The following is a 14,507-nucleotide window of genomic DNA, read 5'->3' as shown; positions in this document are numbered from 1 at the left end:
GCAGTCGTCCGAAACGACTGCTTTTTTAAATGTCGCTTCTCTTGAAGGAACGTTTAATGATCAGGTAATCCTCGAGTTCGTTCAACAGTTGATAGAGACTCGCCCTGCTTTCGAATTCTTCGCGTGACTCGGGCAGCGGCTCCTCTTTAAAGTAGTTACGTAATTCCTCCAGCTTTCTCAAGTACAGGACAGCCGTATTCCCGGGATGGACTGCTCCCGATAAATCTTCAAAAAGATCCCCGATTTTACTTGCATATTCATCGTACTGGGAAATTCTCGTTACAAGCGGGAGCATCTGCTCCAGCAGTTCAAACTGTTTCGTCCTCATATGGAAATAATGATAATAAGGGTGGTGCGGTTTAAGCAGACGATTCTCCACCTGTTTGTAGGCCAGCGCCTTCGCTTCCTCCAGCAATTCGGCAGTTCTGGTCAGTTCTTCTCCCGCCCAGGCATATTTCTCCTCCTTCAGATAAAGGGAAATTTCCTTCAGTATCGAAGAGAAACAGTCTTCCACATCCATCTGATATTCCTCAAGGCTGCGTTCAAGGTTCGGCATATATATATTAAGTATTAAAGCTATTCCTATACCGATTACAATCAGTAAAAATTCATTCCACACGATTGAGAAATCGATTTTCCCGAACGTATACAAATGGAGAACGATTACAGAACTCGTAATAATCCCGGGTGTTATCTTCAGCCGAACCGTAGTAGGTATAAACACGAGGAGCATAACTCCGATAGCAAGTGGAGTGAAGCCCATCAGCCCTTCGAAAAATATAAATGAGTAAAGAATCGCAAGCATACAGGCAGCAAACCTGTGCCATGCAGATAGAAGAGATCTTTTCCTCGTAACCTGAATACATAAAATCGTCACGATACCTGCCGAAGCGAAATTATCCAGCTCCAGCAACTGCGCCATCCATATGGCCAAAGGTGTACCAAGAGCAGTTTTAATAGTTCTGGATCCTATCCTCATATTGTTAAACCCTTTCATAGAAAAAGAGTCTTTGCAGCCAAAGACTCTTTTTCTTTCCGATTACATTTCTTCACAGTAAGTATCGAAATCTTTCTGAAGTTTGTTGATAACCTCCATCGGTTCAAACCCTTCGATGTCATGACGCTCCACCATGGTCTGGATTTTTCCATCTTTTAAAAGGGCAAAAGACGGCGAGGAAGGCGGGTACCCTTCAAAGTATTCTCTGGCTTTCTCTGTAGCTTCTCTGTCCTGTCCTGCGAAAACCGTCACAAGCTGGTCCGGTCGTTTATCATAATGAATCGCATTTCTCGCAGCAGGTCTTGCAATACCTCCGGCACAGCCGCAGACCGAATTAACCATAACAAGCGTCGTTCCGTTCTTTTTCAGAGCTTCGTCCACTTCTTCCGGGGTCGTAAGTTCTTCGTATCCGGATTCTACAATTTCGTTTCTTGCTTTTGTTACTACATCATCCATATATAAATTGAAATCCATATCAATCGCTCCTTTACGTAGTGTTAAACACATTCTACCAACCAGAGCAGTAACTTTCAATTAAGAGATAGTTTACATAACATTGCTACGGTTAATAAACTGAATCATTTTCATCCATATTTTCAAGTATCTCTTTTACTTTTTGCAGGAAGTTCCCCGCAATCAGTCCGTCCAGAACGCGGTGATCCAGAGATAAACAGATGTTCACCATATCTCTCGGTCCGAACATTCCATCCATGTACACAGGTTTTTTAACAATCGATTCCACCTGAAGAATGGCTGCCTGAGGATGATTAATTACCCCCATGGACTGTACGGAACCGAAAGAACCGGTGTTATTGACGGTGAATGTGCCGCCCTGCATATCTTCTGTAGTCAGCTTACCTTTTCTTGCTTTTGCTGCAAGGTCGGTAATGTTTCTTGCGATACCTTTCACACTCAGTTCGTCCGCATGTTTGATGACAGGTACGAACAGCTCATTTTCCTTAGCAACCGCAATGTTCAGGTTGATATCTTTTTTCTGGATAATTTTATCTCCGGCCCACTGGCTGTTCAGTTCGGGATATTCCTTGAGTGCCTGAGCAACCGCCTTTACGAAGAAGGAGAAATAAGTAAGGCTGTATCCTTCCTGTTTTTTGAAGGCCTCTTTGTTCTTCTCCCTGAGTTTCACGAGATTCGTCACGTCCACTTCGACCATCATCCAGGCATGTGGTATTTCAGTAGTGGAAGTGACCATATTGGACGCGATAGCTTTGCGGACCCCTGTAACAGGAATTTCTTTATCGCCCGCATCGGAAGAGACTTCGGTCACTGGGGCTTTTTTCTTACGGCTTTCCGTTGCTTTCGCCTCCCCGGCCGGCTGTTTCGTTTCTTTTTGTGCCTTGGAAGCTTCGCCTTCAGTCTGGTATTTCTCTACGTCTTTTCTTGTAATACGGCCGTCTTTACCGCTTCCCGGCACGTCTTCAAGGTCGATACCATATTGGGATGCAAGAGTAAGCACCGCCGGTGAGTACCTCGGTTTAGCCGCAGCTGTTTCTTTATTAGACTCTGCTTCCGCTTTCCCGGAAGCTGTTTCTTCCTGTTTGTCCGATTCATCCGTCCCGGAATCAGCTTCAGAGCCGTTCCCGGATGCATCTTCTGTTTCTATATAACAAATGAGCTCTCCGACTTCTATAGTCTCTCCCTCATCAGCCTGTAATTCCGTAATGGTACCTGTAAAAGAAGAAGGGACTTCCGCGTTGACCTTGTCCGTCATAACTTCTGCAATCGGATCGTATTTCTCCACTGTATCCCCGGGCTTTACAAGCCACGTACTGATTGTACCTTCCGTTACGCTTTCCCCAAGCTGGGGCATGTTTATCTTTTCAATTGCCATATGAATATTCCTCCCTAAAACTCTGCGAGGTTTCGCATAGCTTTTTCTACTTTGTCCGGATTCATCATAAATGCTTTTTCCATGGTAGGTGCATAAGGCATAGCAGGAACATCGGGACCGGCCAGACGTTCAACGGGACTGTCCAGATCAAACAGACAGTTTTCGCTGATGATAGCGGAAACTTCGGAGATGATTCCACCCTCTTTGTTATCTTCACTGATCAAAAGAACTTTCCCTGTCTTTTTCGCTGCCTCGATGATACTTTCTTTATCCAGCGGGTAGACGGTACGCAAATCAAGAATGTGCACGTCGACTCCTTCTTTTTCCAGTTTTTCCGCGGCCTGGAGGGCGAAGTGTACGCACAGACCATACGTAATCACGGTAATGTCCGAACCTTCCCTTTTCACATCCGCCTCACCGATAGGGAGTGTATAATCCTCTTCGGGTACCTCGCCCTTTATCAGACGATAAGCGCGCTTATGTTCAAAGAAAAGCACGGGATCGTTACTCCTTATAGAGGCTTTCAGCAGCCCTTTAACGTCATAAGGAGTAGAAGGCATAACAATCTTCAGTCCGGGTGTTCCTGCAAACAGTGCCTCCACGGACTGGGAATGGTACAGCGCTCCGTGTACGCCGCCACCGTAAGGGGCTCTGATAGTCATCGGTACGTTCCAGTCGTTGTTCGAACGGTAACGAATTTTGGCTGCTTCCGATACAATCTGGTTCACTGCAGGCATAATGAAATCGGCGAACTGCATTTCGGCCACCGGGCGCATACCATACATCGCTGCTCCTATCCCCACTCCGGCGATAGCTGATTCAGCAAGCGGAGTATCAATGACCCGCTGTTCGCCGAACTCTTCATACAAGCCGTCGGTCGCACGGAAAACTCCTCCGCGGACGCCGACGTCTTCCCCTAATACAAACACCTTATCGTCTCTTCTCATTTCTTCTTTTAAAGCCTGGGTTACAGACTGAATATAAGAAATCACTGGCATTTCCCATCCTCCTCACTCTTCATATACAAAATCCATCAACGATTCAGGAGAAGCGTACGGAGCTTCTTCGGCATAGTCAGTAGCATCATTGATTATGTCTTTCAATTCCTGTTCCAGATCCTTTTCCCTCTCGGTTGTAAGGATTCCCGTTTCGCGCAGATAATTACCGAATGTAATAAGTGAATCTTTCTTTTTCGCCTCATCCACTTCATCCTTCTCGCGATACGTACGGTCGTCATCGTCACTGGAATGGGGGGTGAGCCGATAGGAAACCGCTTCGATGAGAGATGGTCCCTCACCATTCCGCCCTCTGTCTGCCGCTTTTTTAACAGCTTCGAATACTGCAAGAGGATCATTTCCGTCCACAGTTTCCCCCGGCATGCCGTAACCGATAGCGCGGTCTGAGACTTTTTCGCAGGCAATCTGCTTCTCTACAGGAACTGAAATTGCATATTTATTGTTTTCCACCATAAAAATCACCGGAAGTTTATGGACACCTGCAAAGTTCGCCCCTTCGTGAAAATCTCCCTGGTTGGAAGACCCTTCGCCGAATGTAACGAGACTTACGATATCTTTATTTTCCATTTTAGCTGCCAACCCGATACCGACTGCGTGAGGTACCTGTGTCGTGACAGGAGAAGAGCCGGTTACTATTCTGTTTTTCTTCTGGCCGAAATGCCCGGGCATCTGGCGTCCGCCGCTGTTCGGGTCTTCCGCTTTGGCGAATGCGGACAGCATAAGTTCTCTCGGTGTCATTCCGAAAGAAAGAACGACACCCATATCACGATAGTAAGGTAGGGCATAGTCCTCTTCCAGATTAAGCGCGTACGAAGCGCCCACCTGAGCGGCTTCCTGACCCTGACAGGAAATGACGAAAGGTATTTTACCGGAGCGGTTCAACAGCCACATTCTTTCATCTATTTTCCTTGCCAGTAACATAGTGCGGTACATATCCAAAACCTGTTCATCGCTGAGTCCCAACTTTTTGTGTCTATTCTTACTCATCCTGTTTCTTCCTCCTTTGTCAGCCGTGAATTTGTTTACCGTCTACCGCCATAGCAGCCTCTCCCATTGCCTCCGAGAGTGTAGGATGAGGATGTATGCTCGAAGCGACTTCCCACGGAGTGGCATCGAGTACTTTCGCAAGTCCGGCTTCGGAGATGAGATTCGTAACGTCCGGGCCAATCATATGGACACCGAGAATATCGTTTGTGTTTTTATCCGCTATAATCTTTACGAACCCATCGCTTTCCCCTTCTACAAGAGCTTTTCCTACCCCCTGGAAAGGGAATTTACCCGTTTTAATGTCGAATCCCGCTTCTACGGCTTCCTCTTCCGTCCAGCCTACTCTGGCTGATTCGGGACTGGAGTATATGCAGGAAGGAATCAGTTTATCATCCACGGGGTCCGGCGTTCCGTCGTTCATATGTTCCACGGCTGTCATCCCTTCGTGTGAAGCTACGTGAGCGAGCTGCAGTCCGCCTATCACGTCTCCGATAGCATAAATATGGCTTTCCTTCGTCTGATACATGTCATTTGTGTCTATAACATCATTTTTAATTTCAATATCAGTATTTTCGAGTCCGATATCTTTGACGTTCGCATTACGTCCAATAGAAACGAGAATTTTTTCGGCTTGAAGTTCCAGCTCCTCTTCCTTCTTCAAAGCTGAAACTGTCAGTGTTTCACCGGTATTCAGCGTTTCGGACTGAAGCTTCGTGCCCGTGTGGATAGTAATTCCTTTTTGCTTTAGAAGGCGCTCCATTTCTTTCGAGACGTCTTTGTCCTCCTGAGGAAGGATTCTATCGGCGAATTCAACCACTGTTACATCCACTTCAAAATCAGCCAGCATCGAAGCCCATTCGATCCCGATGACCCCGCCTCCGACGATAATGATTGACGCCGGCAGTTCCTTCATTTCCAACGCCTCATCCGAGGTCATAATCTGCTCGCCGTCCACCTCGAGTCCCGGAAGAGTTCTCGGGGCCGAACCGGTGGCCACAAGCACGTTTTTAGGAAGCAGCATTACATTCTCTTCGCCGCTCGTCATTTCTACGGAAATCGTTCCGGCTGAAGGCGAGAAGATTGATGGGCCGAGTATTCGCCCATGTCCTTCATATACATCGATCTTGCCTTTCTTCATGAGGGATTGAACTCCGTTGTACAATTTGGTAACCACCGACTGCTTTCTTTCCTGTACTTTCCCGAAGTCAAGCTTCACCCCTTCAGAGGCCACTCCATACTCCATCGAGTTCTTGGTCTGCGAAAAAACTTCCGCACTTTTTAACAGTGCTTTGGAGGGTATGCAGCCCCTATGCAGACACGTACCTCCGAGAGCCCCTTTTTCAACGATAGCCACTTTCTTCCCAAGCTGAGAAGCTCTTATGGCCGCGACATAACCGCCGGTCCCTCCTCCTAAAACTACCAGATCATATTCATTCGCCACTATTAATCATCCCCTATCTTCAAGAATACACTTTTGCTTCTTCTTCCCCTTTAAGTACGCGAAGAGCGCCTTCGTTTAACGCCGACATCTCATCTTCACCGGGAAAAACCATCACTTTGCCGATCCAGGAAACTTTCTCCTCGATCCAGCCGGTAAATTCTTTACCGTAAGCGAGCCCTCCCGTAAGTATTACTGCATCAATCGTCCCGCCGAAAAGTACGCTGAGACTTCCAATTTCTTTAGCTACCTGATAGGCCATACCTTCGTAAACAAGTCTGGCCTCCCTGTCGCCTTTTCCTATCCTGTCCTCTATTTCCACTGCATCACTCGTACCAAGATAAGCCGTGAGTCCTCCTTTGCCGATAAGTTTCCTCATGACCTCATCGAGAAAATAATCGCCGGAGAGACTCAACTGAACCAGGTCCCCTGCCGGTACTGTCCCGGCTCTTTCAGGAGAATATGGTCCTTCCCCGTGAAGACCGTTATTGACATCCACCACTTTACCGCCGCGGTGAGCCCCTACCGTTATCCCGCCCCCCATGTGGGCGACTATAAGGTTGGCTTCTTCATATGTCAGATTTAATTCCCTGCAGGCGCGTCTGGCTACGGCTTTCTGATTCAAAGCGTGGAAAATGCTCTTCCTCGGTAACTCGGGAACTCCCGAAAGACGGGCTTTTTCATCCAGTTCATCAACTACTACCGGATCAACGATAAATGCTTTCGCTTCCACCTCCACTGCAATATCATGAGCTATGAGACCGCCCAGATTGGAGGCGTGCTCCCCGTTGTATCCCTTTCTCAAATCATCTCGCATAGAATCATTAACTTCATAAGTGCCGCCGGGAATGGGCTTTAACAGCCCGCCCCGGCCACATACTGCATCTAACTTATCTGCCCGGAACCCTTTTTCTTCTAATAGTCCAAGGATCAGCTGCTTTCTGAACGGATACTGATCCATCAGGCGTCTAAACTGTTTCAGTTCATCCTGCCCGTGCCGGATGGTCTCTTCCCATTCCGGGGTACTGTTTTTGAAAAGAGCAGCTTTTGTCGAGGTGGACCCCGGGTTTATTACCAGTGTATGAAACTCCATAAGCGCTCTCCTCTTAGATACGGTTTTTCAGTATATGTTTTTCGCTGTGAAGGAACTGACTTCTGGAATGTCTCATTCTTTCGATCCGCTCTTCGGCAAGCCGGTCCGCAGCTTCGTTCGTCGGTATGTTATCTCTTCTCGATATTTCGAATACCTGACTGACGTTATCATAAATAGTTTCCACTTTCTTCATAGCCCGGTCTTTATTGTAGCCGTTCAGTTCATCAGCCACGTTAATGACTCCGCCGGCATTCAATACATAGTCCGGAGTGTAGATAACACCTTTTTTATGCAGCGTTTCTCCATGACTTGAATCTTTGAGCTGGTTGTTGGCAGCACCCGCGATCACTTTCGCTTTGATTCTTGGAATCGTGTCATCGTTCAAGGTAGCTCCAAGGGCACAAGGGGCGTAAATATCGCAATCCACGTCATAGATTTCATCAGGTTCGACGACGCGCGCCCCAAATTCGTCGCGGGCTCTTGCTACTGCTTCTTTATTAATATCGGTAACAATCAGGTTCGCGCCTTCCTCGTGCAGATAACGGCAGAGATTGTATGCTACGTTACCCACTCCCTGAACAGCTACTGTTCGGCCATTAAGATCATCAGTACCGAAGCCTTCTTTGGCAGCCGCTTTCATTCCTCTGTAGACTCCATAGGCAGTAATCGGGGAAGGGTTACCGGAAGCTCCGGAGGTGGAAGAAATTCCGGTCACAAAATTAGTTTCCTGATAAATAAGATCCATATCCTGCACGGTCGTACCTACATCTTCCGCAGTAATATAACGTCCGCCAAGCCCCTGGATATAACGGCCGAACGCCCGGAACATTTCTTCGTTTTTCTCGGTTTTAGGATCCCCGATAATTACTGTTTTACCTCCTCCGAGATTCAGTCCTGCTGCTGCGTTTTTGTAAGTCATTCCTTTAGCAAGTCTTAAGGCATCTTCCACTGCTTCTTCCTCGGTTTTATACGTCCACATCCTTGTTCCACCCAGTGCAGGGCCAAGAGTAGTGTCGTGAATAGCAATGATCGCTTTCAGACCCGAAGTCTTATCGTGACAGAATACAAGTTGCTCATAATCGTACGTTTCCATGTAGTTAAAGATTTCCATTATTATTCCTCCTCATTTATGGCAAGTGCCAGTGAAAACAGCTTATTCTCGGTACTGTCGGATCTCGAAGTCAAAACTATCGGCGCCCGAGCTCCTGCAATAATCCCCGCTACCCTTGCCTGTCCAAAAAATACAAAAGATTTATATAATACATTAGCCACCTCAATATCAGGTGCTACTAATATATCAGCATGACCCGCTACCCTGGAAGTAATACCTTTCTTCCTGGCAGCCTCTTCGTTGATCGCGTTGTCGAAAGCCAGCGGGCCGTCGACGATACATCCAGCTATTTGTCCCCGAGCATTCATTTGACTGAGCAGTGCTGCGTCGGTAGTAGCTTCCATCGATGTATTCACCGTTTCAATAGCAGCCAGCGGAGCTATGAGAGGTTCATCAATACCCGTCCTGCGGGCAATGTGTGCGGCATTTTCGATTATCTGTTTCTTCTCGTGGAGATCCGGACTGATATTCATTGCGGAATCGGTAAGGAACAGGACTTTTTCGTATTCCGGGAAATCGAAAAGCGCAACGTGAGAAAGTATTTTGTTCCCTTTCAGCCCATAGTCCCTGTGGAGGGCCTGTTTCATAAGTGTGCCCGTGTCTACGTGGCCCTTCATAAGAACATCTGCCGCATTTTCGCTCACCGCTTTTACAGCCATCTCTGAAGCGCTGCGGGAAGAAACATTCTCTATAGTTACTCCCTGTTTAAGAGAGATACCGTTTTCCGAAGCGATGCTCTCAATTTTCTCCTTGTCTCCGAACAGGCGGAAATTACACAACTCCTCTTCCACTGCACGAGCCACTGTTTTTAAAATCCCTGGTTCATCCGCCTGAGCTACGGCTACCGTGCGCCTGTTGACATTCGATTTATGCAGCAGCTGATCCAGTCGTTTCATTGCCCCACCTCCTACTCTTTATTATCGTTCTTGCTTAACCCGTATTTATCAAGCTTGTAGTAGAGATTCCGGAGAGACACCCCTAATGCTTTGGCCGTTCTTGTCTTATTGAAATTATGAGTGCGATACGCCTGTACGAGCACCTGTTTTTCATACTGTTCGACCACTTCCTGAAGCTGGAAGTCCTCCCATTCTGCTCTTTTATTGAATTCGGCAGTAATATCACTGCTCAAAGCGGGGATATGGTGAGTTCTTATCACCGTACCGGAGTGTTCCATATTTATGAATGCTCTTCCAAGAATGTTTTCGAGTTCCCTTATATTTCCCGGCCACTCATAATTCATCAGCCTTTCGAAGGCTCCCCTGTCGACTTCCTCCACTTTGCGTCCGTAGGCATCATTCAACTTTTCCAGAAGAAAAGGGATGAGTTCGACGAGATCTTCTTTCCTTTCCCGGAGAGGGGGGATATGTATCGGCAGTTTGTTCAGACGGTAATAGAGGTCTTCCCTGAAGAACTCGTTACCGATAGCTTTTTCCAGGTTCATGTTCGTAGCTGCTATGATCCTTACATCAATTTTGCTGGCGCGGCTGCTCCCGAGTCTTTTCACTTCTTTTTCCTGCAGTACCCTCAACAGTTTAGCCTGTATTTTAACGGGCAGTTCCCCAATTTCATCCAAAAACAGAGTGCCTTTATGAGCTTCTTCGAAGTAACCTTCTCTGCCGGGGGAGCCTGCCACCCCGAATAACTCTTCCTCTATATAATCATGTGCCATAGTGGCGCAGTTGATTCTAATGAATTTACGTTCGGAACGTTCACTTTCATGATGTATGGCATGAGCCAGAAGTTCCTTCCCCGTTCCGGACTCCCCACGCAGAAGAACGGTCACGGAAGTATTGGCAGCTATTTTGGCCTGGTCGATGACTAATTGAAGCGCTTCCGATTTACCCAACAAATCTTTGAAGGTATAGGAAGCTTTTAAACTTCTGATGAGCTGTTTCGCTTTGGACAACTCTTCATTCAACTGATAAAGTTCCGAAACGTCATGCAGAACTCCCACACTGCCTTTAATTACATCTTCCACGATTATCGGAGCTACGTTTACAAGGACATCCCTCTTTTTAGGACCGACTTTCATCTGTACTCCTCTTACGGGTTCTCCGGTACGCAACACCTGCATATGCATACTTTCACCTTCTGAGATGTCGGCAGTTGCCGGTTTGCCTATCACCTGCGGTTCTGTGAGACCGGTGATTTTAGTGTATGCAGGATTGATCATCAGGCCATTTCCTTTTTCATCTACTACGGAGATGGCTTCTTCCGATGAATTGATGATAGCTTCCAGCATGGTCGTTACTTCTTTAATGTCCGTCAGTTCTTCGGCGAGTGCCACCGCTTCTGTGATGTCTTTGAATATAGCGTATGCCCCTATGATGTTGCCCGAAGCATCAACCATCGGAATTCTTGTGGATAGAAGTTTTTTACCATTCGGTAGGGATACTTCTTTATTTATCTGTTTCTCTTTCGTCGTAAGTAACTCGGGAAGTTTTGTAAGCGGTATCACATCTGTTACAGGACGACCAACCACCTGCTCTTTGGTGGTATGTAGTATTCTTTCGGAACTCTGATTGATAAAAACCACTTTGTTGTGAGAATCTATGACGATCATTCCATCGTGGATACTGTTCAGAATCAAATCCTGATTATGCGCCTGTTCACTTTTTTCGGAGATAAGTGAATTCTTCTCTTCAAGCAGCGCGGATATAACGTAAGCAATCGCTCCGGGAACGACAACTATATCTTTAGAAGTCCTTCTTTGCAGCTCTTTGAAGACTTCTTCTTCCCCGGTCGCCTCGAAAATTATATCAACCGATTCGTCCATCCAGTGTTCCCAGTTCTCCCCGAACGGAATGCCGAATTCCGCAGCTTTTTGCAGACCTACAGCCCCGGGATTTATATCGGTAATCGCTACAATCTCTATCTGATCCGTTTCTTTCAGCAGATTCAATAGAGCACTTCCCCCGGTTCCGGCACCTACTATAATTACACGTTTCATTTTCATCACACCCTGCAACTTTTTGCACACTTAAATCATAAATGATTATGCACACTTTAGCAATAGTGAAACTTTTCCCTAGTTACATAATTTTTGCTATACTGAGAATAATGTTAAGAAAAAAGGAGTACAGCATATGCGTTTAGTTGCACTGCTTATATTAGTGGCACCCGGGGTTCTTGCAGTCTATGGAATTAAACTTATCAGGGATTCCTTATTCGGCGAGCTACAACCAATCTTTCTCCACCTGTTCCTCCAGGGTGTGGCAGGAGTTATATTTGTAATCGGCGGCCTCTTTTTCATCGGAGGATTCATTCTGCATCGCGACAGAAAAAGAAACAAAACGAAAGGCCGTTTTGAAAACAGGTAGAGCTTGAAAAGCTCTACTTTTTTGTTCCCGTGCAGTATCTTTAATTTTTCTTCAGAAAGGGAGTTATCTATGGAAGTGAATATAGACGTTTGGAGACATCAATATCCGTTCGAACTGCTGGACGAAGAAGAGTTTTCGGAGCTCTTCAGAGAGTCAACCCGAGAAGAGTACTCAAAAAATGAATTCGTCATCCACGAAGATCAGAGCGAAACGGACGTACACATACTGATCGAAGGCCTGGCCGACAGCATTATGCATCGTGCAGACGGGACACAGCATTCGATCCGTTATTTTTACCCCGGTGATCTCATCGGCCTCATGGTTCTATTGACAAGTGAAAAAATGCGTTTCTCGGTCAGATGCCTTGAACCCGTCCAGACTTTAAAGCTTAAACGTGCTTCCTTCCTGAAAATAATGAAAGACAATCCGACATTTTCGAATGTTATTCTCGATAGGCTAAGCGGTTTGACGAAAAGTCTTTACGATGAAGTCAAGTATAAAAGTTCTGACGAAGAAGAAGAAAATGAAAACGGTCTTTTCAAAGAACGCATCAAGAAATACATGGAGAAACCGGTATTCATCCAGCCGTCCTGCACTATAGCCGAAGCCGCCCAGGTGCTGCGCGAGGAAGAGGTGGAAGGTCTTCTCGTATCGGAAAACAGACAAAATTTCAAAGGTATGATCAGTTACCACGAAATCGTGGAAGCTTTTATGAATGGCGAGTCTTACTCTTCCGTCAGTAAGTATATGAAGGATGAAAACTTCAGTGTAGGTGAGCAGGATTTCATTTTTGATGCACTAAGCTTTTTAAAACACCACCCTGCCACCGTTATTCCTGTTATGCACAAAGATCAGGTAGCCGGAATTTTAAGGCAATCTTCGTTCATTCAGATTAATCAGTCTGTCTACTTCGACCTGACGTACAGAATTTCAAATGCCAAAACACTGGAAGAATTAGTGAAACTTTCTCCCGTGTACAACAAAAGATTTCAGGAGTTTGTACGAAGTCTTATCGATGATCAGATGCTTGCTTATCACATCGCTGAGTTAATAACCAACTATAACGATCGCATCCACAAGCAGATCATCCAGCTTGCAGAAGATGAAATGGTTAGTCTCGGCTACGGTGCGCCTCCTATCAACTACTGTTTTTTAATTATGGGAAGCGGCGGGCGGAAAGAACAGACGTTTTCCACCGATCAGGATAATGGCATCATTCTCGCCGATTATGAATCCTCCAGAAACAAAGAGAAGATTGAAGCCTACTTTTCCCGCTTCACGAAGAGAATCAATGACATGCTGGATGAGTGCGGTTTTCCCTACTGCAGCGGCGGGATTATGGCTAAAGAAAGAAAATGGAGAAAAAACGAACAGGAGTGGAGAACAAGCGTGGATGAATGGATAAAAAAACTGGATGCCGAAGAAATAAGGGATTTTACGATTTTCATGGATTTCCGCCCTGTGTTCGGTGACTACACGCTTGCCTATGAGTTGAAAAAATACGTATCCAATAAAGTGAAAAATTCTCTCGGACTCCACCAGCTGCTTATGAAAGATACTTTGAGATTCCGCGTTCCGGTACAGCCGTTCGGACGTATAAACGGCTTCGGGAAGAAACGTTTACTTGATTTAAAGAAATCAGCCACTATGCAGATCGTTAATGCTGTTCGTATTTACAGTATGAAATACGGGGTGGAAGTGAATAATACAGTGCAGCGTCTGACTTTATTGGCCGAAGAAAATCACTTTCATCCACGGGATGTGGAAAATGCGAAGCTGTCCCTTCACAGACTTATGCTGTTCCGACTGACGTTAAATCTTGAGCAACTCAAAAACGGTTCTCCCCTCAGTAACTATGTCTCTCTTGTGAAGTTCCAAAAACAGGAAAGGCGTTCTTTGAAAGAAGCATTGAATGTAGCGAAGCGTCTTCAGCAGGTGCTTGAGTTAAGCTATAATCGGAATCGGGTGATGTAATGCTGCCGGTAGACCTTCAAATTTTAAAATACATTTTTATAGAAAAACCTATATATTATTTCAAAATGAAACCTTACTTTGAAACCGAGGAATATAACAACCTGTGTACCTATATGGAGAACAGAGGGGAAAGTAATAGTTCGGATTTCCTAAAAGAAAGGGAGTATACGGTGTTCGACCTTGAAACGACTGGATTCCTCCCGGAAATAGGGCATGAAGTACTTTCTATCGGGGCTGTGAGAATAGATGGGGAAGGACAGAAGTCCGGGGAAATGCATCAGCTGATCAGACCGATCAGACCCGTTCCGAACCATATCCTCTCTCTTACCAATTTATCGAGAGAAGACCTTGAGGGTGCCGAATCTTTTATTACAGGCTTCCAAAAATTTCTCTCCTTCTCTGAAAACAGTACGCTTGTGGCTCATCCGGCCCATTTCGACGTACGGTTCCTGAGAGCTATGGTGAAGCGCTGGAAATTACCGGAATACTCTCCTGCATGTATCGATTCGCAAATGATGGCGAAATATACCCTTCCAGGTGTAAGCCACCGGCTGGATCCGTTACTCAACCATTTCAACATTCACAATTTGGAACGACACCATGCTTTAAACGACGCAACGATGACAGCCCGTCTCTTTACGGAACTTCTTCGTATAGCGGAAAAGGATTATTTTATCACTTCCTACAGTGTGCTTCAGCAAAAAATAAACGAGCAGTAAATC

At 46.0% G+C, this 14,507-nt stretch carries 13 protein-coding genes; 3 read left to right on the top strand and 10 right to left on the bottom strand.

All coding sequences use genetic code 11. The features are described 5' to 3' along the window. Positions 1-25: 25 nt before the first annotated feature. The 10 genes from BLU03_RS05500 to BLU03_RS05455 form a co-directional block, all read right to left on the bottom strand. Positions 26-979 carry an aromatic acid exporter family protein gene (locus BLU03_RS05500; protein ID WP_093106183.1) on the bottom strand — a complete coding sequence of 318 codons (954 nt, stop codon included), beginning with the start codon at positions 977-979 and terminating at the stop codon, positions 26-28. Between the two features lie 60 nt (positions 980-1,039). After that, a complete protein-coding gene (locus BLU03_RS05495) occupies positions 1,040-1,477 on the bottom strand; it encodes a BrxA/BrxB family bacilliredoxin (RefSeq protein ID WP_076570207.1) in 438 nt (145 codons plus the stop codon). 85 nt (positions 1,478-1,562) lie between these two features. Then, positions 1,563-2,846: a dihydrolipoamide acetyltransferase family protein gene (locus BLU03_RS05490; RefSeq protein ID WP_093106181.1), complete on the bottom strand. Its 1,284-nt coding sequence runs from the start codon at positions 2,844-2,846 to the stop codon at positions 1,563-1,565. Positions 2,847-2,860: 14 nt separating this feature from the next. After that, positions 2,861-3,844, bottom strand: coding sequence for an alpha-ketoacid dehydrogenase subunit beta (locus BLU03_RS05485; RefSeq protein WP_076569982.1), 984 nt, complete (start codon positions 3,842-3,844; stop codon positions 2,861-2,863). A 12-nt stretch (positions 3,845-3,856) separates the two neighbouring features. Beyond that, positions 3,857-4,849 carry a thiamine pyrophosphate-dependent dehydrogenase E1 component subunit alpha gene (locus BLU03_RS05480; protein ID WP_076569980.1) on the bottom strand — a complete coding sequence of 331 codons (993 nt, stop codon included), beginning with the start codon at positions 4,847-4,849 and terminating at the stop codon, positions 3,857-3,859. A gap of 19 nt (positions 4,850-4,868) precedes the next feature. Then, complete coding sequence (gene lpdA, locus BLU03_RS05475; RefSeq protein WP_093106178.1) at positions 4,869-6,290, bottom strand: dihydrolipoyl dehydrogenase; 1,422 nt, start codon at positions 6,288-6,290, stop codon at positions 4,869-4,871. 19 nt (positions 6,291-6,309) lie between these two features. Beyond that, on the bottom strand, positions 6,310-7,380 hold the full coding sequence (gene buk / locus BLU03_RS05470; RefSeq protein ID WP_093106176.1) for a butyrate kinase: 1,071 nt from the start codon (positions 7,378-7,380) through the stop codon (positions 6,310-6,312). A gap of 13 nt (positions 7,381-7,393) precedes the next feature. Further along, positions 7,394-8,491: a Leu/Phe/Val dehydrogenase gene (locus BLU03_RS05465; protein WP_076569973.1), complete on the bottom strand. Its 1,098-nt coding sequence runs from the start codon at positions 8,489-8,491 to the stop codon at positions 7,394-7,396. Positions 8,492-8,493: 2 nt separating this feature from the next. Beyond that, positions 8,494-9,387 (bottom strand): bifunctional enoyl-CoA hydratase/phosphate acetyltransferase, encoded by an 894-nt coding sequence (locus BLU03_RS05460; RefSeq protein WP_093106173.1) that lies wholly within the window; start codon positions 9,385-9,387, stop codon positions 8,494-8,496. Positions 9,388-9,398: 11 nt separating this feature from the next. Beyond that, entirely contained in the window at positions 9,399-11,441 is a 2,043-nt protein-coding gene (locus BLU03_RS05455; RefSeq protein WP_093106171.1) for a sigma 54-interacting transcriptional regulator, read from the bottom strand. A 136-nt stretch (positions 11,442-11,577) separates the two neighbouring features. Between BLU03_RS05455 and BLU03_RS05450 the strand changes: the two genes are divergently transcribed. The 3 genes from BLU03_RS05450 (at position 11,578) to BLU03_RS05440 (ending at position 14,504) form a co-directional block, all read left to right on the top strand. Next, on the top strand, positions 11,578-11,811 hold the full coding sequence (locus tag BLU03_RS05450) for a DUF2627 domain-containing protein (RefSeq protein ID WP_008591245.1): 234 nt from the start codon (positions 11,578-11,580) through the stop codon (positions 11,809-11,811). 69 nt (positions 11,812-11,880) lie between these two features. Further along, the gene (locus BLU03_RS05445; RefSeq protein WP_076569966.1) at positions 11,881-13,785 is read left to right on the top strand and encodes a DUF294 nucleotidyltransferase-like domain-containing protein; all 1,905 of its coding nucleotides are present in this window, start codon (positions 11,881-11,883) and stop codon (positions 13,783-13,785) included. After that, a complete protein-coding gene (locus BLU03_RS05440) occupies positions 13,785-14,504 on the top strand; it encodes a 3'-5' exonuclease (RefSeq protein ID WP_093106168.1) in 720 nt (239 codons plus the stop codon). The genes BLU03_RS05445 and BLU03_RS05440 overlap by 1 nt, the downstream gene beginning before the upstream one ends. The last annotated feature ends 3 nt before the right edge of the window (positions 14,505-14,507 follow it).

Source organism: Salimicrobium album (genome assembly GCF_900107115.1).
Taxonomy (GTDB): Bacteria; Bacillota; Bacilli; order Bacillales; family Halobacillaceae; genus Salimicrobium; species Salimicrobium album.
Note: the sequence above shows the minus strand (reverse complement) of the source record. Positions and strands in the feature narration are given on the sequence as shown.